Here is a 24953-nt window from a genome sequence, read left to right on the forward strand (position 1 = left end):
GCATTACCGACTTATCATCCTGCGCAGCCTGTCGCATTTAACCTCCAAGGGTATCGCTGGTGCGGAACCGCATACACGCAATGTCAGCCACCTAGAAGGACGAACAACCCATGGGTAGACTTCAAGACAAGGTCGCAGTGATTAGTGGCGCTTCGAAGGGCATCGGCGCTGCGATTGCCAAGGCGATGGCGGCCGAGGGCGCCAGTGTCGTCATCGGTTATGCGAGCGACAGTGAGGGAGCTGACTCGGTTGTGCGATCCATCGCGTCTGCCAACGGTCGTGCCGTCTCCCTGAAGACAGACGTCGCAAACGAGGCTGACGTAAACGCCTTGTTCGATCTTGCCGTCGAACGCCACGGGCGTATCGACATCCTCGTCAACAATGCCGGCGTCTATACCGTTCTTCCGATCGAAGACGTCAACGAACAGGATTTCCGACGCCAGTTCGACACCAATGTACTTGGAACGCTTTTCATGATCAAAGCGGCCGTCAGCCGTTTCGATGCGTCCGGCGGCAGCATCGTCAACATCGGCTCGGTCAACAGCGTCGCGGGACAGGCTGGCATGTCGGTCTACTCCGGCACCAAGGGGGCAATCGATACCATAACGCGGTCTCTCGCGGCGGAGCTCGCGCCAAGGAACATCCGGGTCAACACGTTGGCCCCCGGCGCCACCGAGACCGAAGGCATCCGTAGCGCCGGAGTTATGGGAAGTCCGTTCGAGCAGCATGTCATCGACCGCACGCTGTTGGGCCGCTTCGGAACGCCTGAAGACGTCGCCAAGGTCGCGGTCTTTCTCGCGTCCGACGACGCCGCCTGGGTGACGGGCGAATGGCTGTCGGCGTCTGGCGGCTACAAGCCTGGATAGATGCGGCAGGATTGTGTGACACGCCGCCGCTCAATGGCTGATTGCAATGACGATTGTCGACACGTCACCTACTGGGCGACCGCGACTGGTGGCTTTTATCATGAAGCAATGGACCGCAGATCGCTCCCCGATCCCGGCAAGGCGCTTCACCCGCGCACCACCTGGGCGTACCGTGCCACTTCCCTCTTACCCTGGTGAAGTGTCCTGCGAAGCATTGAGGTCCGAGCATGTGTCTACGGCGCTGGCGCCGTAAGTGGCATGCCGTGTATATCGCACGCTCGCTTCGGCGATGATCGCCGTGCACGGAGTTGACGATGGGCAGACGCAGGGTCAACCGGCACCAATGGGCGGATGAGCCGGACCGCCTGCTCTTCCACGATCAGGCGCACGACATCTGGGCCAAGCTCGATTGGGAGTCATCCGAGTTCCAGAGTCGCCTCAACAGCGATCCGCCAATCGACGTCGATGGTTGCGTCTATCTCCTGCAGAGCGCGTGCATCTCGGCAGCCGCCGTAACCGACTGGCTCCGGCAAGATCTCCAGAAGGCCGCTGGCCTAGCCGGAGCTTCGCTTGATGAGCGCGCTTTCCGGGCTGAGATCGATCTGTGGCTTCCCGATCTCCCCCTGGCCCGGGCTGTCGCCAACACCTTCAAGCACCGGGAGTACCGCGACGAAGGCTGGGGCAATGCGGAGATAAGACTGATCACCGTCTTCGAGCCGGAGCAGCGTAGCCGACTCGATGCGGCCCACGGCACCGATCGGTTCGAGAACACCTTTGCAGAGGAGGCGGCCGAGGCCACCTTCAGGCTCGCGTTTAGGCGCAGGGACGACAGTCGGGAGGTGGACGCGGTCGAATTCGTGCGACAGCTGTCGTCCGGGGCCTTGCGGCTGCTCGACGCCAACTCGCCTGGTGACGAGCGGCTGTTTGTCACCAAGCCGCGGAACCCGTCTGCCCACGCGGCTGGCGGTTCTTGATGTATCCGGCCGACGAGGCTGGGCTTGATGGCGAGCGGGATGGCAGCGCCCTATCCGCGCAGGGCCGGAAGCTCGACTTCTCGTTCTGGCCGATACGAGCCTCGGCCACGATCAACGTCCCCAGCACCCGCCTCTTCTCTCTCGACCCTTGGGCGATCATCAGGCAGTCGATCGAAAGCGAGTGTGAGCCAGCGCGTCTGCCCGAGGCGTTGGCGTGCCTCGGGCAGGCCAGTGCGTTCTTCGAGGTCGGCACCAGTCAAGGCAACGAGGCCGCCCGGCCCCTCGCGCTGTACTACAGCTATCTCAACCTGATGAAGGCGTATTGCCTGACCCGGGGCGGCGTCGCGACCTTCGAGCGGTCGCTTCACGGATTGTGGGAGGAGCACGCGGCGGGCCACGGGGTCGAGAATGCCGTTCTGTCGACAGTCAAACCCGGCCGGCCATTCGCAACCGATTTGAAGGTGTTCGAGCGAATCGCGATGACGCTCCCAGGCCAGAGCCCTGCCCTTGCCGGGAAGTATCGGCTCGCCTCGGTGGTACCGCAGATCCTTTCAGGTCACCGCTTGTGGGCGGAGGCGGCGGACGAAACCGAGCGCTTCTTCATCGTCAGGGACATCGCGTTCCGTCACCATCCCGCCTCGGGTGACGTGTGGCTGCGCATCGACATGCTGCGCGAGGATCTGTCGCGCTTCGGCATAGAACCTCAGGACATGCTGTCTCGCGCCGGGTTGGCGGGCACGTTTCGCCAGGTGAGGTGCGACCGACCGAAACGCGTTCGGTTCGAGCAGATCACGCCTCGGCGCCCGGTCGATGGCGATCCGCTACCTGAGCTCCAGCATCTCATCGACGCGTTGCGGCCGTCCCTGTGGATGACCGTTACCGTCATACCGCCATACCGTCGCTACTATCTCTACTTGTCACCATCGACTGAAGCGGATCAGCGACTGCCGCAGCTGCTCTCGATGTACGCGATGACATACTGGCTCGGCTCGATCACCAGGTACCGGCCCCACCACTTCGACGAGTTGCTGCGTGGGAACTACGGTCCACGCATCCGAGACTTCGTGACCGGCCAGCCGCTACAATTTCTATATCTGATGGCATCGGAGATCTCTCGGCGCGACGTCGCACGCCCGAGCATCCTGTAGGCATGGAGGCAGGGACGAGACAGGCCCGAGCATTCGCACCAGTCGCCGAGATCTCCAAGGCGATGCGGCGGCGAGTCACGGGATCTGGATCGGATGGGATCGCGTAGGCAAAGACCTCCTCCCGCCTTACCGTCACCGGACCGTCGCTGGCCGCAGGATCTTGCATCTTCCTGCGCACCATCAATGCTGCGGGCTTTCCTCATAGCATCCGGATCGACGCAACTGTCTGATGATACCTTTGAACGCTGCGGTGACGCCTTGGGCACGCCCGATGTCGTTATCCTGCTGAGCGGCATCCCATTAGAGTTCGAGCGGCCAGCGTTCCGGGCAATGGTGCAGCAGGCATCGCAGTGCCAACCGGATCTCTACCCCATCGACCCGGGCTTCCGAGCAACGAGCGCCCCCGCGCAGGATGTGGACCGACAATGCGATGACGACTCGTTGATGCCTGGGCAGTGACACCGCGCTCATCGGAAGTCATGGGATTTGAACCGCATGACCTCCTCCGGATCCATGCCATCGGCGTGAGGTGGCCAGTAGCAGTTGCGCGGACCTGGGCTCCAACCCTTGTCGCCGCGATCGGGCGACCCTGGATGGCGCGCGCCATCGCCCCTGCCGGTCACGTGCGGAAAGGACATCTCGCCGACGCGATGGAGCAGATCGCCATGATCGATGATCCGATCGCAGATGACATGGATCACCTCACCTTCCTTCTGCACCCTGCCCTTCATGCCGATCATCGATGCGGACATCACGGTGCGGCGTTGGGCCTCAAACCGGTCCGGCCAGAGGATGCCATTGGCGATGCCGGTCTCATCCTCGAGGGTGATGAGCAGCACGCCCTTGGCGCTGCCGGGTTTCTGACGAACGAGGATGATGCCGGCGACCACGACGTGGCGACCTGCCCAAGCATGGGCGCGACCTCGTGCAGGCGCACGACAAGGCCAAGGCGAACCAGTTCGACGTGGTGATCGGGAACTGCGGCCCGGGCCATTCCGGGCCCTGCTCGGCGACCAACTATCCCGACGGCAGGCGCCAGGTCTGCTACTGTACTGCCGCCAACCAGTGCGACGATTGCGCCTTCGAGCAGGCGGGTGGCTGAACCGCGCGCGGGGCGGGTTTGGGCGATCGGCGCATGGCTTGTCTGAGGCTGCCATTTTCCCAGTTATTCGGGTAGCTGTGGACGATGTCGTCACGCCCCTCTAACGCATTGCGTCTCCTTCACACTTCGGACTGGCACATCGGCCAGGAACTCCACGGGCATGACCGGCAGGAGGAGCACGATGCGTTCCTGGGCTGGCTGCTCGAGCAGATCGGCACGCTCGAGATCGACGCGCTCGTCGTGACTGGCGACATCTTCGACGTGGCGAACCCGCCGGTCACCGCAACGGCGCGCTTCTACGGTTTCCTCCGCGACGCGCTCGCGACGCATCCGCGGCTGCAGATCGTCATCGTCGGTGGCAACCACGACTCGGCCGCGCGCATCAACCTGCCCGGCGCGCTGCTGGGGCGCGGCCGCGTCCACCTCGTCGGCCAGCTGCCCCGATGCGAGGGTGCGCTCGATCTGGACGGATTGTTCGTGACGCTCGCGGGCCGTGGCGGGGGTCCCGCCGCCCTCTTGGCCGCCATCCCGTATTGCCGGCCGGGCGATCTCGGTCGTGGCGACCTTGCCTCGCTCTATGCCGAGGTCGCGATCGCCGCCGAGGCAAGGGCAGTCGGCCTGCCGGTCGTCCTGACCGGCCACCTCCATGTGTCGGGTGGCGACGTGTCGATCGATTCCGAGCGCAGGATAGTGATCGGCGGCGAGGAGGCGGAGGCCTCCACGCTGTTCGACGCGCGCGCCGCGTATGTCGCCCTCGGCCATCTGCACCGTCCGCAAGACGTCGCCGGCTCGACGCTGATCCGCTACGCTGGTTCGCCGATCCCGCTCTCGCTGGCCGAGCGCGACTACCACCACTCGGTCACCGTCGTTGACCTGGGCGACGGCGAGCCGCGGGTGAGCGTCCTGGAGATCCCCCGCCTGGCGGCATTCGTGTCCTTTCCGGCTGCTGGCGCGCAGTCGTTCGAGGAGGTGGAACTCGCGCTCGCCGCCTTCGACTTCGGCGAGCCTGAAACGCTCGGCCGGAGGCCGTTCGTCGAGGTCACAGTGCTGCTCGACCGGCCTCAGCCAGGGGTGACCGCCCGTGTCCACGCGGCGCTCGAGGGCAAGCCGGTCCGCCTCACCCGCATCCGTTCGATCTATCCTGACGCGCCGGTGCGCGACGGCCTCGCCGGGCGGGGCGAGGCGCTGGATGCGCTCGAGCCCTCGGCGGTGTTCGCCGCGCTCCATGCTGAGCGCCACGCGGCCGAGCCCAACCAAGCCCTCGCCCGTGCATTCGCCGAGCTGGTGATTGCCGTGCAGTCGGAGACCCAGCTGTGAGGGTGCTCGCGATACGCGGTCAGAACCTGACCAGCCTCGCGGGCGAGTTCGAGGTCGACTTCGAGTCCGAGCCACTGGCGTCGGCAGGCATCTTCGCGATCACGGGCCCGACCGGGGCCGGCAAGTCAACGCTGCTCGACGCCGTGTGTCTCGCGCTGTTCAACCACGTGCCTCGCCTGGCATCGGCGGCGCGCGGCCAGGTCGGCGCGGCCGGCGGCGAGACCCTCTCGGCGGACGATCCCCGCGCCCTGCTCCGCCACCGCGCTGGCGAGGGGTTCGCCGAGGTCGACTTCATCGGTCTCGACCGTGGCCGCTACCGCGCCCGCTGGTACGTGAAGCGCGCGCGGCTTCGGAGCGACGGTGCTCTCCAGCTCGTCCAGCAGACCTTCACCAACCTCGATACCGGCGAAGTCTACGGCGGCACGCGCACGGAGACGCTGAACGCGATCCGCAGCAAGGTCGGGCTGACCGCCCAGCAGTTCGGGCGGGCGGTGATGCTCGCGCAGGGCGACTTCAACGCGTTCATTGAGGCTGACTCGAACACGCGGGCCGAACTGCTAGAGAAGCTGACCGGCACCGACCTCTACGCACGCCTCGGCGTGGCTGCGCGCGCCAAGGCCGACCGCCTTCGCGAGGCGCTGAACGCCATCGAGATGCGCATCGCCGCGCAGAACGGCCTGGACGACATCCAGCGCGCCGAGGCCGAGGACCGCCTGTCGAAGGCGAGCGGCGAGCACGAGGCGGCGAAGGGCGTGCTGGCGGCGCGCGAGCGTGATCGGAACTGGCACGCGCGGGCAGGTGAACTGGCCGTGCGCGTCGAGGTGGCCGAGCAGGCGCGTGGCGCGGCGGAACTCAGGCGGTCCGAGGCCGAGCCGCGGCGCGTCGACATGGCCAACCGGCGGGTCGCGTTCTCCATCGTCCCGGCATGGCAGGCGGCGGCCGACGCGAACGCGAAGGTCACCGCAACGCAGCTGCGCATCTCCGAGCTCGACCGCGAGGCCGTCGCTGCACGGGGACGCGAAACTGAGGCCTTGGCCATCGACTGTGTCGCCGCCGAGAAGCTGAGACTTGCCGAGCTGGACCGAGAGCGCGAGCGGCCCCACCTCGAGGCCGCGCGCGCCCTTGATGCCCGGATCGCCGAGCTCGGTGCAAAGCTGACGCCGCTGACGGCCACGCGAGAGGCCGCCGCCGGCGACGTCGAGGCAAGCGCTGCGCACCTGGCGACCGCCACCGCTGAGCGGGACGAGGCGACGGCTGGCCGCACGTTGCTGGCCGATTGGCTCGATGCCAACAAGTCGCGCAGTCCGCTTTTGGCACGGCGCGACGATCTCGCCGCGGACCTCATCGAACATGCCGATCTGTCGGAGCGCGCGGGCACGCTGCAGGCCGAAGCCGGCACGCTTGTCACCCGGTTGTCGGAAGCCCACGTTTCAATGGTCGAGGCCGAGAAGTCGGCGAACGCCACCCGCGAGGCGCTGACGACGGCGGAGGAAAGCGGCAGGATTGCTCGCGTCGCTCTGCCGACGCTCGATGCCGCCGCCGACGCGGAGACAGAGCGTGACAGGCTGACCGGGGTCGAGCCGTGTCTGCTGTCGTTCGAGCGCGCGGCAACTGAACTCGGACGGCAGAGCGATGCGATCGACGCCGACCGCGCCGAACTCGGGCGTATCGACGCCCAACTCTCGGCTTCGAACGAGCGCAAGGGCGAGATCGATGCCGCGTCTCCGGTCCTCGGGGCGCGCCATGCCGAGGCGACTAGGGCGGGCGCGCTGTCCGCCGCCGCTTCCGGGGATGCCGCCGAGCGGCTTCGGGCGGAACTGGTGGCGGGCGAGCCCTGCCCGGTCTGTGGTGGGACCGACCACGCTGTCGAGGCGCTGGCCGGCTTGATCCATGGCCGCGCGACCGAGGACGCTCATCGCGTCGCGAATTTGGCGGCGGAGATCGCGGCGCTCGGCTACGAGCGAGCCGTCCTGCTCGATCGGATCGGTCAAGATGGGACCCGCCGCGCCGCCGTCACGGTGCGAATCGAGAAGGGTGAGAAGGCGGTCTCGACCGCAGCCGACGTGCGTGACGCCCTCTTGACGAAGCTGCAGGAGGCCTTGGGCCCATGCGCGATAAACGTCGCGATCGGACCGCAGGCGATCCGCGCCAAGGTGACCTCTCGACTGCGGGTGGTCGAGGAACGCCGCGCTGGATTCTTGCGGGCGCGCGAGGATGAGAAGCGGACCTCGGCAGCGCTCGACGCCGCCCGTACCACCTCATTGGAGGCCGTCGAGCAGGAGCGTGTTGCCAGGCAGACCGTCCGGGATCTGGAGACCGAGGCGGGGCGCAACGCGGAGCGGCTCGGCGATGCAGGCAAACGGCTCGAACAGGTTGCCGCGGGTCTGGATGCCGCACTCAACCCGCTCTTCGACTGGCGCACCGACACTACGGCAGTCGCTACGCTGAATGACCTCGTCGGCGTATGGCTGGAGAAGACCCGTGAGATGGCGGCGATCGACGCCGGGTTACCCGGACTCGGCAAGGCCGCGAGCGATGCCGAGATCGACCACGGTCGCGAGGCCGCCCGGCTCGAAGGTGCAGTGAAGGCCGAACGCGCGTGCGGCGACGAACGCAACACTCTGATCGGAGAGCGCGCGCCGATGCTCGGCAGGGAAACCGTCGAAACCGTTGCCGACCGCATCGTCAAGACCGTCGAGGCGGCCTCGACGGAACGCGAGGCGGCGCGGATCGCGTGCGACGGTGCCCGGTCGGCCGCCGCCGCCGCGCAGGCGCGCCACGGGCAGGCGATCAAGTCGCTTGAGCTCGAAGAGGCCGACGCGGCGACGCGGACCCGGACCTTCGAGGCAGAACTGGTCGCGAGGCAGGTCAGCCTAGAACTGGTCGAGCGGGCTGCGGCCGACGGCGCGTCCGCACTCGATGCGGAGGCGAAGGCGTTGGCCGAGATCGACCGCGCCGCCGTGGTCGCCGAGACCGAGCTCCGCTCGCGTGTGGAAGACCGCGACGCCCATGCCGCGACCGAGGCGCCGGCGGTCCAGCGGGAGGCGCTTGAGGAGGCGCTCCGCGAGGCCGTGACCGCCGAGGCTGCGGCGCGGGCCGAGCTGAGCGACGCGGAATTCGTGATACGTCAGGACGACCGCGCGCGCGACGCGACGGCGGCACTGCGGTTGACGCTCGAGCAGGAGCGCACCGTCGCGCATCCATGGTTCCAGCTCGACGTCCTTATCGGCGACGCGACCGGCAACAAGTTCCGGAAATACGCGCAAGGGCTGACGCTGGAGCGCCTGCTGCTCCACGCGAACGCCCGCCTCGAGGAGCTCAAGCCGCGCTATTCGCTGGAGCGCGCGCCCGGCGGTGAAATGATGGTGCAGGTGGTCGACAACGACATGGCTGGAGAGATCCGCGGTCTTCCCAACCTGTCCGGCGGCGAGCGGTTCCTAGTCAGCCTCGCGCTGGCGCTCGGCTTGTCCGAGATGTCGACCGGCCAGGGACTGCGGGTTGAGAGCCTGTTCATCGACGAGGGGTTCGGCGCGCTCGACAGCGCCAGCCTCGGCCAGGCGATCGGCGTGCTCGAACAACTGCACGCGACCGGGCGCCGCGTCGGCGTCATCAGTCACATCGACGACGTGAAGGAGAGGATCGCGGTCAAGATCGCGGTCACACCGGCGTCGAACGGCAGCAGCGCGATCGAGGTGCAGAGTGAATGATGAAGCGCCGACCACACCGACACAGAAGGATCGAATGGTGCGCAATGACAGGCTGCGGGGTTCGCGGAGCGGCCGCGTGGACATCCGGAATCAAGGCGCGTAGCCAACCGGCTGGATCGCGCGACACGAATGGCGGGTTTCAGCAATAGCCGCCGCTCACATCAACGACGCTGAATGTCTGATCTGGTCGGAAGCTGCCGCGACCAGCACGGCTCAAATCGGCTGTTTCCTTGGCTTCAGCTTGATCCCAACTTCAGACGCTTTTCATCGAGCGCGCGGCAACCAGTGGTGCGCTACCCCAGCGGGCCACCCGCACGCCGGAGATGACTGACAATTCATCCTGAACGCGGTGCGCGCGAGTGCGTTGTTGCGGCATGCCGGTTAACGCCTTAGATAGATAACGCGCCTAAAGCGGTGGATGCGGTATTTCAAACCAGGCCCTCCCGAGCCCACGCCTGTCTACGTCGAACTGATCGCCACCTCATTTACGATGCTGGTGCCGGCCGCAATCATGTCCGCAATCTTCCTCGCCGTCGGCGCGTATTGCGCGCTTGAGATCGGCGGAGCGCTGCCCTGGATAGCGTTGACCGGCGGAATGGCCGCATCGATAGGTCGTCTCGGCGTCATCCTCGCCTATCGTCGGCAATCGGCCGATCAGCTAGCGGATCGGCGTGCTAGCGCGAACTGGCAGTTCAGGCTGGGCCTGTCGACGTTGTCGTTTGCGGGTTCACTGGCTTTGTTGGGTGCGGCAAGCTTCGTGTCGCCTCAACCGATCCCGCAGATGCTGGCGACGGGGCTCTTGTTCGGCTTTTGCTCGGGCGCGGTGGCCAGGGGTTATATCCGGCCTCGGATCTGCGCCGCCTGCGTTACGCTGGCGACAGTCCCGATCGCGTTGGCTGCGGCGTCGGGGGGCGGCGTCGGCCGTCTCATCCTCGCGGCCATGTTCTTCGCGTTCCTTGTCGGCAGCCTTGAGACGATCCGGTATGCGTATCGGCTGGCGCGGCAGCAGATCTCGTTGCGCAACGAGATGACGATGGTAGCGCGGCATGACGCGCTCACCGGCCTCGCAAACCGGTTCGGCCTGCGCGAAGCGTTCGCGGACCTGCTTCAGTCCCATCGCGACGTTCCCATGGTTGCCGTGCATTGTCTCGACCTCGATCGCTTCAAACCCGTCAACGACCGATTCGGCCATCCGGTCGGTGATGCGCTGCTGCGCGAATTGGCAGCCCGCATCGCGGCAACGGTTCGCCCCGGCGATATCGCGGCCCGCCTGGGCGGCGACGAGTTCGCGGTCGTGCAGGCCGGTATCGGTCACGCGGAAGAAGCGGAAATGTTCGCGCGGCGCCTGGCGCGCGCGCTGGCGGCGCCATATCGGATCGACGACACGATCGTCGAGATCGGCGTAAGCCTCGGCTACGCGACATCGCCGCCATACGGCACATCGCTGGAAACGTTGATCGAGGTCGCCGATGCAGCGCTCTACCGCGTCAAGCGTGCCGGCGGCGGCGTAGGATCAAGCGGAGCGCAAGATGCCCCGTTGATGCCGACGGCGATCGCCTGGTAGCCGGCGCCATCGCCTATAGTCAGCTCGTGACCTTGCCTAGCGCGCTCCGCCCGCGGTGTTCGTGAGACCAAAAACAGCACGCGCCATTGCGGCACCTTCGTCGGACGCCATCACCCGCACGACGACCCCTTGTCCGTCCGTCATGGCTGAATCGATCTCGACACCCGCCCAACCGAGGTCATGGCAAATCGCGGCGCGGACGATCGCATCGTTTTCGCCGATCCCACCGGTGAAGACGATCATGTCCGCACCGCCGAGCGAGGCCATCATCGCGGAGATCTGCTTGGCGACCGAGCGGCAGAAGATGGCGATCGCCAGGGCCGCGTCAGGATTGGTCCCGGCTGCAACGTGCAGCGCGCGCAGGTCGCCAGATATCCCTGATATGCCGAGCATCCCGGACTGGCGGTCGACGACATCCTCGACGCCCGCCGCATCCATGCCCCGCTCGCGCATCAGGTACAGCAACAGACCCGGATCGAGGTCGCCCGCGCGCGATGCCATGACGATCCCGCCCGAGGGCGTCAGGCCCATGCTGGTGTCGATCGACTTGCCCTCCCGGACTGCGGTGACGCTGGCGCCGCTGCCGAGATGGGCGATGATCAGCCGCTCCGGCAGGTCCGGCCCGAGTTGGTGGACGATCGACTGGCAGGACAGCCCGTGGAAACCGTAGCGACGCACGCCCTCCGCCCGGAAGGCCTTCGGGAGTGGCAGGACCGCGGCCACCTGAGGGAGATCGGCGTGGAAACCCGTGTCAAAGCACGCGATCTGCGGCACCTCCGGGTATCGCGCCTGCGATGCGCGGATCAGCGACACCGCGGCGGGGCCGTGCAGCGGCGCAAACGCCGTCGCCCGCTCCAGCTGCGCGAGAACGCCGTCATCGATCGCGACGGCGTCGAACAGCTCGGGTCCACCATGGACGACGCGGTGTGCGACCGCCGCCGGCCGCACGCCGGCCAGCGCCGCGTCGATCCGGTCGAACAGGTCGGCCGGCTGCCGGCCCTCGACTTCCCCCGCCACGCGCTGCTCGACGCCATCCGGTCCAGCCGCATAGAGGCCGAACTTGAGCGAGGAGGACCCCTCGTTGAGCGTCAGGATGTCGGTCCGGCCCGTACTCACCCCCATTGCCAGTCGCGGATCTCGGGGAGGTCGTCGCCCTCTTGATAGACGTGCAGCTTGTGCCGCTCGATCAGCGCCCAGTAGCGCGCGGTCTCGTCCGCCACCCGGTCGCGCAGACGCGGTATCCGCTCGATCGCATCGAGCGCGAGGCGGTAGCGGTCGAGGTCGTTGAGCACGACCATGTCGAACGGCGTCGTCGTCGTGCCCTCGTCCTTGTATCCGCGGACATGGATATTGTTGTGGTTGGTCCGGCGGTAGGTCAGCTTGTGGATCAGCGCGGGATAGCCGTGAAAGGCGAAGATCACCGGCGTGTCGGTCGTGAACAACGCATCGAACGCGCGCTCGTCGAGCCCGTGCGGATGCTCCGACTGCGGCTGGAGCACCATCAGGTCGACCACGTTGACGACGCGGATGCGGATGTCGGGCACATAGTCGCGGAGCAGCATCACCGCGGCCATCGTCTCCAGCGTCGGCACGTCGCCCGCACAGGCCATCACGACATCGGGTTCACCCGGATCGCTGGCCCAGTCCCAGATCCCGGCACCGGCGGTGCAGTGGCGCACGGCGTCGTCGATGCTCAGCCAATTTGCCTCGGGCTGCTTGCCGGCGACGATCACGTTCACGTAATGGCGGCTGCGCAGGCAGTGATCCGCCACCGACAACAGGCAGTTGGCGTCGGGCGGCAGGTAGATCCGCACGACGTCGGCCTTCTTGCTCGCGACGTGATCGAGAAAGCCCGGGTCCTGGTGCGACAGGCCGTTATGGTCCTGCCGCCAGACATGCGACGTCAGCAGATAGTTGAGCGACGCGATCGGCTTGCGCCACGGGATCGCCCGCGTGACCTTCAGCCACTTGGCATGCTGATTGACCATCGAATCGACGATGTGCACGAACGCCTCATAGCATGAGAACAGCCCGTGCCGGCCGGTCAGCAGATAACCCTCCAGCCAGCCCTGGCAGAGATGCTCGCTCAACACCTCCATCACGCGCCCGTCGCGGCTGAGATCGGTGTCGTTCGCCTCCGTCTCCGCCATCCAGGCCTTGCCGGTGACGTCGTAGACCGCCTGTAGCCGGTTCGACGCGGTCTCGTCGGGACCGAACAGCCGGAAGTTGGCGGAGTCGCCGTTGAGCGCGATGACATCGCGGAGATAGCCGCCCAGCGCTGCCGTCGCCGCGGCCTTCACCGTGCCCGGCCCCGGTTGCGGGATCGCGTAGGCGTGGAAATCCGGCAGAGACAGCGGCTTCATCAGTTCGCCGCCATTGGCGTGCGGGTTCGATCCCATGCGCCGATGACCGGTCGGGGCGAGCGCGGCATAGTCCTCGCGGAACGTGCCCGCTTCATCGAACAGTTCCTCGGGCCGGTAGCTGCGCATCCATGCCTCGAGCTGGCGCAGGTGTTCCGGATCCTTGAAGTCGGCGATCGGCACCTGGTGAGCGCGCCAGGTGCCCTCGACCGGCAAGCCATCGACGAATTTCGGGCCGGTCCAGCCCTTGGGCGTCTTCAGCACGATCATCGGCCAGCGCGGCCGTTCGACCTCGTCGCCCGAGCGCGCGGCGGACTGGATCGCGGCGATGCGGTCGAGCACGGTATCGAGCGTCGCCGCGAGCAGCTGGTGCACCTCGGCCGGGTCGTCCCCCTCGACGAAGTGCGGGTCATAGCCATAGCCGCGCATCAGGTCGGTCAGCTCGTCGGGACCGATCCGCGCCAGCACGGTCGGGTTGGCGATCTTGAACCCGTTCAGGTGCAGGATCGGCAGCACTGCGCCGTCACGCGCCGGGTTGAGGAACTTGTTGCTGTGCCAGCTGGTGGCTAGCGCGCCGGTCTCTGCCTCCCCGTCACCGACCACGCAGGCGGCGATCAGCCCCGGATTGTCGAACACCGCGCCGAAGGCATGGGCGAGCGAATAGCCGAGCTCGCCGCCCTCGTGGATCGACCCCGGTGTCTCGGGCGCGACATGGCTCGGAATGCCGCCGGGCCAGGAGAATTGCCGGAACAGCCGGTCCATCCCGCCTCGGCTGCGCTCGATCGCGGGATAGCGTTCGGTGTACGAGCCTTCGAGATAGGTGTTGGCGACCAGCCCCGGCCCGCCATGCCCCGGGCCGATGATCGCGATCATGTCGAGCTCGCGCGCGACGATCACGCGATTGAGGTGGACGTAGAGCATGTTCAGCCCCGGCGTCGTTCCCCAATGCCCGAGCAGCCGGGTCTTTACGTGCTCGATCGCGAGCGGTTCATCGAGCATGGGATTGCTGCGCAGATAGATCTGTCCCACCGAGAGATAGTTCGCTGCGCGCCAGTATCCATCCATCCGCCGGAGCATGTCCTCGGAAAGCGGATGCCTCGTCGCCGTTACGGAGACCGCCGCCGCGGTAGGATCAGCCGGGCGTGATGCACCGTTCGTCATAGCGATTGTCCTCCGAAAGTGTTTCGCGAGCCGATAGTCCTAGCAGTATTATGACCCACATGTACGTTTCTCCCATGAACCCGACGTTCCCGACGGTCCCTCCGTCCGTTCTTGCTGGTGCATTACGGGACTGGCCGATGCAGCGACGCGGCGAACGCTCCTCCGGCTGGGCGATGAGCACGCTGGACCGGAATGCGAACGCGCGCCAATCCGCCCGCACCCGATGTCAGACGCTCACGTCAGCGGTACCGCGGCCGCCGCGTCGACCGTCTTAGACAAGTTCAGTCTGGACCATGCGGGCAGAAGGTGGTGAGAGCGAATGAACTCCGGATCGAAGGACTACTATATGCGACCGTGGTTTCTGCTTACCGCATGCCTGCTGGTCTCGGGTTGCAGCCTCGGTCGCGATGAGCCGACGGTCATCGACGGTACCAGCGCAGAGGCGTTCGACCGAACGTTAAGCGCTGCTAAGGCCGATCTGGGGCCGAGGGACCGCCTCAAATTCGAGGCAGCCCTTTCGGAATTCAAAGCCCGAACCTTTGCCAAGGCCGATAGTCGCCAAGAGTATAACGGGCTGTTGCGCAAGGGGTTGGACGGGTTGACGGCACCCCGCGTCGTTGCGCAGTTCAACAAGGATGTTGACCGCGTCGGGGGAAAAGCCGCCGATGCCGTGTTCGAGGCAAAACGCGTTCTTAACGGCAAGTAGCGCATGGCGGAGCTGCCGCCTATCATCGGGCGAACGCATCGAAAGTCTGCTACCACCTATGTTAGTGGTCCGATCCAATTATTAGGACGCCCAGCCCGAACTCGATTTAGCGCCTCTGCAAATTAGGCGGCCGATTTAGCATGTCACGCTTAACGTTCATCTGCGCTCACTCGCGGCGCAGCCGTCAGGTCTCCCGCTTACGGGCTTCTTTTGAATGTTGCCCGGAAGCGCCGACCGCGACTCTGCTGCCGCCCTGTGGATTGATCGCCCAACGTACGTTGAGTCGACATCCTAACCGCGCCTCGACGATGTCGTGTCGGGTGATCGTGCACGTGGGTCCCGGTCGCCACGATCGCGGCCGGCGCGCTGCCACGGCCAGCAACCCTCGATCTCCGTCTCGAGCGAGAAGCTGAGGAAGGTGCGGATCATGACGATGCCGCCGAGGAGCGCGACGCTTTGGAACGTGAGCGGTGCGGTAATCGTCGAGATGATGTCGGCACCGACCAGCAGCTCGAGCCCAAGGAGGATGCTTCGGCCAAGGTTGGAGCGGCACGCCTGGTAGGCGACTTGCCAACCACCGCTTCGAAACCCTGACCGTATGAACAGGAAGGCCGCCAGCACGACGCCGCCTATTATAATCGCGACGCCGACCAGCTCGAGCAGCTTGGCGAGATGATCGACGAAGGCGTGGGCGAATTCTGTGTTCAAATGGATTCTCCGTTCCGCACACCAGCGGCGTGCAAAGCCTAGCCGACCTGAACGACGTCGAGGGTTCCGGTGGGCAGGGTTCGGATGATGCCCACAGCCGGCCCGGTCGGGTCCCGCCAATCGGTCTGCTGACTCCGATCGAGGACTGCGATCCGCCAATCATGGTACGGCGCGATGTTCTGTCCGGGCGGCATCGTTAGCATCATGAACGCGTCCCCACCTCCGGCGCATTGCACCAGATCCCGCAATGCGAAAGATTAGTTCATCGCGCTTGGTGAAAAGCCACTGGTCCTTGAGCTTCTTTTTCGGATCGCCAAAGTGCGGTGCCTGAACCTCACGCTGCCTGAGGCCGTGCTACTGACGATGCCGCGTAATCGAGGCTTCGTCGCAGAGGAGATCGGTGCTGACCGACAGGCGACGCTCGCGTTCTCCCACCGCGCTCCCGGTGATCAGCGACGATGAATCACGTTCCCATCTCTCGCCAATCCTTCTCGCTGATCTCGACGTCGAACTTCCCCGCATCGGTCTTGATCCGCTTCCACGCCTCATCTCGCTCCTCATCGGTGACGTCCTTCACTTGGCTGAACCGGGCGACTGCGTTGCGAGCGTGGCTGGCGTTCTCAAGCGGCTCCTTCTCCTGCTCGGGAAAGGCAAATGATCCCTTATCCAGCTTCTCGCGGTCCTTCGTGCTCAGCTCGGCAATCACCGTCTCCTTCACGTTGCGAAGCCCAAACGCATGACGAGCGCAGTGGATCAACAGGCGCGCACTCGAGATTCATCGACCGTTCGCTAACTTTTTCGAACTCCACACGTGTCTGCGTTCGATCGCGTGGGACATCGTCTTGGACGACAAAGGCAACGCGTCCGCGAGTTCCAGCGTCAGTCGTACGATCTCGCGTCAACCACCGGGCGTCGTCGTCACACGATCGGGTTTGTACCGCCGCGGAAGCGGGCCATCAGTACATCGGGGCAACGCTATGAGAGCAGCCGCGGCCGGTGATTCTTACAACGAATTTTTCATGGGCCGGTGGGTATGGCCCCGCGATCTCGGCTCGCACCGTGCCGGCTTTGCTAACCCGGCACGGCGGGCTCACCCTCCCCTACCCTATCGTCATCGGCTCCAGATCCTCTAGGAGCGTTTCGGTGAGATGGAACATCTTTCCGGTGCGTCGCAGCAGATCGGTGGCCCGAGCTACGACCTTCGGGTCGAAGCTCGTGAACCCGAGTGGCACGGCCAGCCCGCTCGCGGCGCCGATAGGGGCGTGGACCATCGCCGCCACGAAGGCACCGGGAACGAGCACCAGCTCTAGGCCGCCAGGCAGGGCCCGACGCTCCGAGGCGAAGACATTGGAGAAGGCCTCGCCTATCCACTTCTCCGGTCTGACGGCTGTCAGTGCGGCCGTCTCGATCCTCTTCTTCGTCATCATGTCCGCGTTCGCCGCGGCCAACCGCTCGACTGTCCGATCGAGTATCTCGGGAAGGACGGCGCAGCTTCCCCACAGCGGAACCTGCGGGACGACCCAGAACAGCGCCTGCGCGGGGCGCTGCATCCGCTTCAATCCGTAGCCGATCACGTCGACGAAGCGGCGGGCGTTCTCCAGCGTGAAAAGCGAGCCTAGCAACGGAACGGTCGGACGGTCCGATCGAACATCGCCATGGCTCGCGTAGGCGTAGCGATAGAAGCGTTCCACGGACAGGCCATCGCGCCGGGTGAAGTCCTTCATGAACTCCGGCGCCAGTTCGATGAGCTGATCATACGCTTCGCCGTCGTCACCGCGAGCGTTCACCGTCAGGCTCTCCACCAGCTTGGCGGCGGCCATCGAGATCGCCTCGCGGTCAGCCAATTCGAAGTCGGGCCGCCAATCCGTCAGATCGACCTCTCCGACCGTCGGCCGCAACCCTGTCGAGTTGACCTGTACTCGAACGATCGCCGAGAACCGCTCCTTGGCGGAGACTGCGTCTATCGAATAGAGCGAGCGCCGCGGTGTGGTTGCGGGGTCGGTCCTGACCGCGAGTTCACTGTAGAAGCGCCGGAACGAGTTGGGGATGTGCTCGGTCGCATCGGACACCCGCTTCGCGTCCTGGACGGGCAGTTCCGGCAACTTGATCTCGAACAGCGAAAGCGGCGAGCGCTCCTGCGGCGCCAGCGACAGGAGGTCGAACCCGACCCTAACCGACTTCTTTTCGACCTCGTAGATCGCGGGCTGGTCGTCGCCGGCGCTGAAGAGTCCGTTTCCGGTACCCGTGAGAGTGAGGCGGCCGTTTGAGCGCTCTACGAAATCCTCGGATTCGACTTCGTTCAGAACGTACGACATCTCCCTTCGACTATAGCCGAAGAACGACGCCGCTTCCTCCTCCGTGCAGCTTCCGAGGTTCTTGACGAGGCGCAGAAGGAACTCAGCCGTGACTGACACCTTTCCGACCTCCGCGATCTTGTGCTCCACCACGAAGCGGCGGCACGGAAGCGCGAAATCATGAAGCGCAAGGGGGAGAGGACGGTCCGCAGCCTCCTCCAGAAGCCCGACCCGGGTTGGCCGGGGTGTCAGCTTCGGGCGTGGTGTGACGCTCACTCCGCCATCTCCTTGCCGGTCGTGGCGGCCGACGGTCCGCTCGAGCCCGCAGGGGGCGCTGCATTCAGAAGCTCGGCAGCCGATATCTCGAGCGCATCGCCCGCCTCCTCCTTCCGCCTGAAACCGCCCGCGACCGAGGCCATCGGCGAGCCTGTCTTCCACCTCGTTCGACTACCGACGATCACCAGACGATCCATGGCGCGGCTGAGCGCGACGTTGATGCGATTGGGCGTGGAAAGGAAGCCCGGCCGGATCATCTTCGTATCACCCTCCATGCCGCCGTCGCGATTGTTGCGGACAAGGGAGACAATGACGATCGGATTCTGCTTTCCCTGATAGCTGTCGATGGTGTCGATCTTCAGGGCGGCTCTCAGTATAGGGGAGATGTTCGCTCCCTGGATCTTACGCCTGATCACATCCCGCTGTTTCGAGTAGGCGCAGATGATCCCGATGGCGTGAGCATGGGGGCTGGGCTGCTGCAGATGCTCCAGGAACTCCGGATGCTCCGACCAGCGCTTCAGGAGGAGGACGATGGCATCCGCTTCGGCGGTGTTGAACAGGCTTCCCCTTGTATCCGTGTCGGACTGGCGTCCGCGCTCCCCCAGATCGGAGGTGTCGACCCATACCAGAGGGTGGGACAGTTCCCGCGGCAGCGAAGCCAGATCGAGTTCCGGGATCGTTCTTCCGTGCTGGAGGGGCGATCTGGCGTAGAAGCTCGACGACACCAGGTCTCCGATCGGCGGCAGCATGCGGTACTGAGTCCGCAGCGTCTGACCGGCCGCCTCACCGTAGGATGTCTCGAACACACGCTCGAAATCGCTGCGTGCCACCTCGATCTCGGAGACGCCCAAATGCTGTGCGACGTCCTCGACGACCTTGCGCTCGTGCATCGGCTCCAGTTGCTTGTGATCCCCGACGAGCACCACCCATTCGCCGGCCTGGATGGGCACCGCGAGCTCGCTGGCCGTGCAACGGGCGGCCTCATCGACGATCACCAGATCGAACGGCGTGGCCGTGAGGCCGAGAGACGACCTTCCCAGACCCACGCATGTGCCCGCCACGATCTGTCGGGTCCCCGCGAGAAAGGTCTCGAAGCTCCTCTGTTCGGACGAGACGCTGGCTATGAACTCGCGCGACATGGCAGCGACCGCGTGGAATCGTGCGATCCGGTCGGGACTTGGCCGACGGTCGAACTGAAGCTGCGAGAGACATGCCTCCACCAGGAGCGCCACCAGCGCCGCCGCGGGAACGTCGCGGACGGCGTCCCGGCCTATTCGAAGCGGATCGAGCTGCTGCTCCAGAGTGAGCCTAAGCGCGTTCTCGCGCGCGGCGGCGTCCTCCTCGTCCTCGAGCTCCTCCAGATGGCGCGCCAGCGGTCTTATCGCGATCTCTATGTGCACGAGCTGCTCGATGAGCCCTTCATCGAGGCCGAGGCCACGACCGGCGATCGCGAGCCTCTCGCGCATCTCCGCGCGGAAACCGTCCTTGAAGAGACGTTCCACGCGTTCGCTGTGGAACGGTAGGAGGCGATCCGAGACGACGTTCTCATTCCCCACCCGGAGAATGCTCGGAACGTCGCCCGTCTTGGCAAAGAGCTTCAGGACTGCCTCTGCGGCGTTGTTCACCGCCTCGTGCGCCTGGCTCGAAAGTAGCACGTTGCGGACCAGGCCGGACGTCAGAGCCGCATGGACCAGGGCGGCGATGAAGACCGTCTTGCCGGTGCCCGGAGGCCCCTGCACAAGCGCGAGGGGACGCGTGCGAAGAACCTTGGCCAGCGCCTCCGCCTGGACCGAATTGAGACCGTATAGTTTCTCGAGGTCCTTAGCGTCGAACTGCTCGTTCAGCGTCTTCGGCTTGGCGGCCAGGCGTGGATCGAAGAGGTCGATCAGATCGCGGGTTCGAGAATTTCGTTTGGTTATGCGGGAGACCGCGGCATGGCGCCGATCCAGGCTGGTCTCTTCGAAGCGGCTCCGGAAGCGAAGCTGGTCGAACTGCTTCACGAGGGACCCGTTGCGACCGTCGAAGCGGCTCCCGTCGAGAAACAGCGCATCGGGTCGGGACCGTTGGACGTCCAGAGAAGCTATTGAACGCCAGGACCCTCGGGAATCCAGGCGTTCCACCATGACCCGGTCAAGGCGATTGTAGTCGAACGATCCGCCCAGGAGGTCGAAGGGCACTAGATGCCGGCGCGCCTCTTTGTTGAAGCCGCTGTCCTCGGTGGCCTCCCCGTAGGTGACCAGATCCTTCTCCGCATCGATGAGACGGTTCCAGAGGGAAGCCACATCGACGATGCCTGTCGGCGGTGGCGCATCCGCCGTGATCTCAGCCAATGCCTCGCCGGGGACGTCTTCGACGACGTCGTCCTGTGCGTCCTCCTCATCTTCCCCGGCCACGCTCGCGGGAAGTTGCGTGGTGGGCGCCATGAGCCTCTCGACGACATCTGCACGCTCGAACAGCGGCATGAGCGCCTGCAGATCGCCGGCGGGCCCTTCGACCAGCTCTATCAATGCGTCGAGTTCGCCGAACTCGTGCTTCGAGACGCTGGAGATCAACCCCTGCCCCACCGGCCGGCGGGATATCCTGAAGGGGCGGGCTGCCGGGTCGATCTCGACTTCGATCTCCTCGCAGGCACCCCTGATCACGATCGCACGGCGGTAGGGTGCCCGCCGCAGAAAGTACCGGCCCTCGTCCGGAAGGAGGACACCGCTCCTCTGGCCCGGCCACGACAGGGTAAGTATCGGCGCCGCTTCGTCGGCCTCCTCGACCGCGGCGGCCTCGAGCGCCTCAATGAGGGGGAGGAGCGTCGAGTTGGGAGGCTCGGCCGTTCTGATCTTCTCGATCGCGTCCGTGACCAACTCGTTGAGCCTCGCATCGCCCTCGACATGCTCGAGCAGCTGTTCGACGATGCGGGTGACCGCGAACCGGTCCCTCTCGTACCGGCCGCCGGCCTCGGGCGCATACATGGTGGTTCGCAGTTCGCCGTCCGCGGCACTCGCGAAGTCCACCAGATCGATGAGCACCGGTGTTCCAGGCGCGAGCGGATCGACGAGGATGTTGGAGGGCTTCAGATCACCGTGCGCCACCCTGCGGGAATGCAGGCCGTCCACGAGATCGCAAAGAGCCCGACAGAACTCCACGCGCGGCCCGATCTCGGTCCACTCCGTGGCATCAGCGCGCAGCGTGGCCAGATCCGGGCTATCGACCCACTCCTGCACGGCGACGATGGCATCGTTCAGCCAGAACGCGTCGACGATCTTTGCGCAGCCGGGCGGCTGGGCGTTCACCATCTCCCGCAGGCGGTCGAGGAAATCCAGGATTCGCCCGCCCTCCCGCGTCTGATCGCCCCACGACGCGCGCTTCCACATCTTCACAAGGAGGCCGCTCCCCTCGCGGCTGGATTTCCATATCGCCTTCGAGTCATCGTCGCGGATGGTCTCCAAGGCGGGATACTTCGAGTAGAGCTGCATTTGGCTCCGCACTTCTCCGCGATGCCGCTCGAGACCTTCCAGCACTTCCGCCGCCGTCGGCCGCTGAACCGTCGAGGTGTTGAATGCGGTTAGGGCGGTCCCTGCGTTCTTGAAACGACTGCGCGGGTCCCACGCCATCGCCGTCTCGAACCAGGAATGCAGCTCCGTGTAACCGTCCGTGGCGTCAATCGACGGATCCCACTCCGGGGGGGCGCCTTCCTGGGCTACGGGCGGAAGGCCGAAGAGAATGCGATGGACGGTGGTTCCGAGGAGGAACACGTCGCGCTGCTTCGACGTGCCCCTGTCGCCGAGGATGTCCTCGGGCACGACGCCGCTAGAAAGAAACTGATACCGGCTCTCACCGAGCGTGTTCACCTGTGGATAGCTGGCCGCCATCAGGTGGGACAGCCTTACGGTCGAGGGGCGCTGGATCCAGACGCTGTGACCGCCGACGTCGAGATGCGAGGCCTCGGCGAGGTGCAGCGCATCGAGGGCTGAGATCAGTTGGCGGGCGAGTACGATCCGGTCGGACTTGCAGACCTCCTTCAGATCGACTGCGGCGAAGTCCATGAGACGCGTCAGGCGACGGCGCCGGTCGTAGATCTCCCAATAGCCGACTCCGAAATCCGGGTCGCGCATCCTCCCGTCGAGGATCACCTCGTCGCATCTGTCGCTGCGGTCCTGAAGATAGGCGACGACCGCCTGCTCCCTGCCCGCGATCTCGCCACGCCCCTCCTCGGTCTGGAATTCGGTCGCCGCCTTGGAGAAGTCCCACAATCGAAGGACCCCGAGCGCTGGCGACTGGCGTTCGTCGCTCGCATCGAACTCCGAATATATTCCACCGGGGTGCTGGAAGGCGGCGGCGTCGGATGCCGCGAAGAAGCCCCCGTAGCTGCGTCGGCCGGGTAGGAAGACGCCCTTCTTGACGTTGAAGAACTTCGACAGCTGGTCCTTCCATTCCGGAGACGTGAGGGGATGCGTGTTGAACCAGGCGGGCACGCGTCCGAAGATCGTCTCGCGCTGCTGTCGCGTCGCGAGCGACCGGATGAAGTCCTCGACGCCCATGACGCCCGCCCTCTCGGACGCGGCGATGCCGCCGAGCTCCTTGCTGCCGGTCAGCACTATCATCCGCTCCAGCTTGGGCACGGTGTAGGATCCCCGGGGTAGGTGCCTCTTGAGGTGGAGTTGGAGCAGTGGGAGGATGTCGCGGACGTTCTGGGCGATCTTCTGGACGGGGGAGGCGCAGATGTCCTTGCCTCGATTGAACCAGCGCCCATCCCGGCTTTCGATTGGCCCGTCCCAGTCCTTGATGTCGGCGATGACGATGCGGTCATCCGTGACGATGATGATGTCGAGCTCGCGACTGACGCCGGGCGCCATCGCGAGGTCAAGGTTGGTGTATGCGTACCAATGGCCCGGCAGCCCGGCCTGGAGCGTTTCGACGCCCTTCACCTCACGACGATGCACGCCGCGTCCGTTGTTCGTGATCTTCAAATGCTTTCCCCGGTCCCAGCGTACCGAAGGTCCACAAGTGAAGGGGCCTCGTCAACCGTTCATGAACCGGTGTCTGGCCGTCGTCGGGATAAACTCGACTCCGGGACTCCGCGTCGACGCTGGCGCCGCGCCATCGCCCATGCGAAGGCCTCGCGCCGGAGCGCTGCGACGCGACCAGGCGGCACCTGACCTTGTGTGGGGAACGTCTGACCACCTCGCGGCAGTTCATTCTACTCCTTCTACACGCCTCGGACTGCCATGATTGCGCAATCGACGGTCGTAACGTGACCTCAATGAAACGGTGACGCCAAACGATCGGCGTCGTATTACCGGCGCCATGAATAAATCGGCCATCGAACCAGTTGCCACACAGGGTCCGATGCGCTGGATCGAGCGGCTTCCCATAGCGCGGGAACGTCCCGTTATCGGGATGGTGGCCACACTCGCGATCGTGGCTGCGGCGTGGCTGCTACGTACGGTGGCGGATCCGCTGCTTCCCCCCGGCTTTCCCTACGTCACCTTCTTTCCTGCCGTGATCATCACGTCATTCCTGTTTGGCGTCCGGCTGGGCAGCCTGTCGGCGCTGCTATGCGGTCTCGTCGCATGGTACTTCTTCATTCCGCCTGCTCGCGGCTTCGTACTGACCCAGGGCGCAGGTTTTGCCTTGGCGTTCTACGTGTTGGTGGTCGCGACCGACCTCGCACTCGTGCACTGGATGCAGGTTGCGAATAGCCGCTTGGCACGAGAGCGGGAAACGAACCGCATACTCGCGAATACAAGAGAGATGCTGTTCCGCGAGCTTCAACATCGCGTGTCCAACAATCTTCAGGTCGCAGCCGGACTTCTGGTGATGCAGAAACGGCAACTGAATGATGTCGACGCCAAAGCCGCGCTCGACGAAGCAGGCACGAGGCTTGCCCTCATCGGTCGGATCAGTCGACAGATCTATGATCCATCGGGTACCGCTCAGCCACTGGTGCCCTTCCTGGACGAACTATGCCGCAGCGTCGTCGATGCGAGCGGCCGCTGTGACGTGACGCTCAGCGTGTCCGGAGACGATCGAATCCGGCTTCAACCGGACGCGGCGGTACCCACTGCTCTCATCGTGGCCGAAGCCGTCGCCAACGCCATCGAGCACGGCCTGGCCAATGAAAGGGCGGGCTTGATCGGCGTCGAGGTCTGGCGCGACCCAACTGGGGCCCTCGAAATAACGATCCGGGACGATGGCCACGGGCTTCCTGTAGATTTCGAAATGGACGCGGGCACGAGCTTGGGTCTGCGGATCGCGACTACGCTTGCCCGCGGCCAGTCAGGGCGCTTCCATATTGCCGACCATGACGGCACGCTGGCTACCTTGGCGCTGCCAGCGCATCTGGTCGCAACCGAGGAATAGACTTCGAGGCAGCCGAGCGGCTAGGTGAGCCTCCACCGTCGGCTGTCCCGCTTGTCCGCTGATGGAGGATGACGTCGAGTTCCCCCTCGGCACATTCGGGTTGGCGACGATCTGATCACGCGTGATGTGTTGCCAAGCCCGTTAACATGACCGCGCTCCGTGAGACCCGCCGAAGTCCGAAAGTTACCTGGGCTTCTCGTTGCTACATAAAATGGTCGGCCGCTGTATCGAACCTCGGGATAGAAAACCCGCTCTGCTTACTCGACGGCATCGAAACCGATCGTGTAACTGCGGCAGGTACCGAACAGGAACTCGTCTTATCCGCGGCCGTTCAGAAGTTCACAACAGTTCTTCGAAGCGGTCGTCATTCATTCCCCGCCTGTACGGCCAGACGCTTTCCGCAAATCCGCAGCGGT

15 protein-coding genes and 1 pseudogene are annotated in these 24953 nt (G+C 65.2%); 9 read left to right on the forward strand and 7 right to left on the reverse strand.

Going from position 1 to position 24953, the window contains the following annotated elements; genetic code table 11:
- The first annotated feature begins 110 nt into the window (after positions 1-110).
- The 3 genes from FSB78_RS10565 (at position 111) to FSB78_RS10575 (ending at position 2988) form a co-directional block, all read left to right on the forward strand.
- Entirely contained in the window at positions 111-866 is a 756-nt protein-coding gene (locus tag FSB78_RS10565) for an SDR family NAD(P)-dependent oxidoreductase (protein ID WP_147082517.1), read from the forward strand.
- A 314-nt stretch (positions 867-1180) separates the two neighbouring features.
- Positions 1181-1840 (forward strand): hypothetical protein, encoded by a 660-nt coding sequence (locus tag FSB78_RS10570; protein WP_147082519.1) that lies wholly within the window; start codon positions 1181-1183, stop codon positions 1838-1840.
- Positions 1840-2988 (forward strand): YaaC family protein, encoded by a 1149-nt coding sequence (locus FSB78_RS10575; protein ID WP_147082521.1) that lies wholly within the window; start codon positions 1840-1842, stop codon positions 2986-2988. Before FSB78_RS10570 ends, FSB78_RS10575 begins: the two co-directional genes overlap by 1 nt.
- Positions 2989-3455: 467 nt before the next feature.
- On the opposite strand, the pseudogene FSB78_RS10585 reads toward FSB78_RS10575, so the two are convergent.
- Positions 3456-3890: pseudogene (locus FSB78_RS10585) on the reverse strand (OB-fold nucleic acid binding domain-containing protein); the annotation flags it as partial.
- A gap of 23 nt (positions 3891-3913) precedes the next feature.
- Between FSB78_RS10585 and FSB78_RS19280 the strand changes: the two are divergent.
- The 4 genes from FSB78_RS19280 (at position 3914) to FSB78_RS10600 (ending at position 10678) form a co-directional block, all read left to right on the forward strand.
- Positions 3914-4090 carry a hypothetical protein gene (locus FSB78_RS19280; RefSeq protein ID WP_199743310.1) on the forward strand — a complete coding sequence of 59 codons (177 nt, stop codon included), beginning with the start codon at positions 3914-3916 and terminating at the stop codon, positions 4088-4090.
- Between the two features lie 84 nt (positions 4091-4174).
- Positions 4175-5407 (forward strand): exonuclease SbcCD subunit D C-terminal domain-containing protein, encoded by a 1233-nt coding sequence (locus tag FSB78_RS10590; protein WP_147082523.1) that lies wholly within the window; start codon positions 4175-4177, stop codon positions 5405-5407.
- On the forward strand, positions 5404-9114 hold the full coding sequence (locus FSB78_RS10595; RefSeq protein ID WP_147082525.1) for an AAA family ATPase: 3711 nt from the start codon (positions 5404-5406) through the stop codon (positions 9112-9114). Before FSB78_RS10590 ends, FSB78_RS10595 begins: the two co-directional genes overlap by 4 nt.
- Before the next feature lie 418 nt (positions 9115-9532).
- A complete protein-coding gene (locus tag FSB78_RS10600; protein ID WP_147082527.1) occupies positions 9533-10678 on the forward strand; it encodes a GGDEF domain-containing protein in 1146 nt (381 codons plus the stop codon).
- 36 nt (positions 10679-10714) lie between these two features.
- On the opposite strand, the gene FSB78_RS10605 is transcribed toward FSB78_RS10600, so the two are convergent.
- Entirely contained in the window at positions 10715-11695 is a 981-nt protein-coding gene (locus tag FSB78_RS10605) for an acetate/propionate family kinase (RefSeq protein WP_242008187.1), read from the reverse strand.
- 95 nt (positions 11696-11790) lie between these two features.
- On the reverse strand, positions 11791-14199 hold the full coding sequence (locus FSB78_RS10610; RefSeq protein ID WP_147082531.1) for a phosphoketolase family protein: 2409 nt from the start codon (positions 14197-14199) through the stop codon (positions 11791-11793).
- Positions 14200-14518: 319 nt separating this feature from the next.
- On the opposite strand from FSB78_RS10610, the gene FSB78_RS10615 reads away from it, so the two are divergent.
- Positions 14519-14905, forward strand: a complete 387-nt coding sequence (locus FSB78_RS10615) for a hypothetical protein (RefSeq protein ID WP_147082532.1) — start codon at positions 14519-14521, stop codon at positions 14903-14905.
- Between the two features lie 291 nt (positions 14906-15196).
- Here FSB78_RS10615 and FSB78_RS10620 read toward each other — a convergent pair whose 3' ends face one another.
- The 4 genes from FSB78_RS10620 to FSB78_RS10635 form a co-directional block, all read right to left on the reverse strand.
- The gene (locus FSB78_RS10620; protein ID WP_147082534.1) at positions 15197-15613 is read right to left on the reverse strand and encodes a DUF1622 domain-containing protein; all 417 of its coding nucleotides are present in this window, start codon (positions 15611-15613) and stop codon (positions 15197-15199) included.
- A 463-nt stretch (positions 15614-16076) separates the two neighbouring features.
- Complete coding sequence (locus FSB78_RS10625; RefSeq protein WP_242008189.1) at positions 16077-16331, reverse strand: DUF6582 domain-containing protein; 255 nt, start codon at positions 16329-16331, stop codon at positions 16077-16079.
- A gap of 382 nt (positions 16332-16713) precedes the next feature.
- Positions 16714-18183 (reverse strand): hypothetical protein, encoded by a 1470-nt coding sequence (locus FSB78_RS10630; RefSeq protein ID WP_147082536.1) that lies wholly within the window; start codon positions 18181-18183, stop codon positions 16714-16716.
- Positions 18180-23144 carry an AAA domain-containing protein gene (locus FSB78_RS10635; protein ID WP_147082538.1) on the reverse strand — a complete coding sequence of 1655 codons (4965 nt, stop codon included), beginning with the start codon at positions 23142-23144 and terminating at the stop codon, positions 18180-18182. The genes FSB78_RS10630 and FSB78_RS10635 overlap by 4 nt, the downstream gene beginning before the upstream one ends.
- 337 nt (positions 23145-23481) lie before the next feature.
- Here FSB78_RS10635 and FSB78_RS10640 point away from each other — a divergent pair, with 337 nt between their 5' ends.
- The gene (locus FSB78_RS10640; protein WP_242008191.1) at positions 23482-24537 is read left to right on the forward strand and encodes a sensor histidine kinase; all 1056 of its coding nucleotides are present in this window, start codon (positions 23482-23484) and stop codon (positions 24535-24537) included.
- The last annotated feature ends 416 nt before the right edge of the window (positions 24538-24953 follow it).

The organism is Sphingomonas ginsenosidivorax, from assembly GCF_007995065.1.
Taxonomy (GTDB): Bacteria; Pseudomonadota; Alphaproteobacteria; order Sphingomonadales; family Sphingomonadaceae; genus Sphingomonas; species Sphingomonas ginsenosidivorax.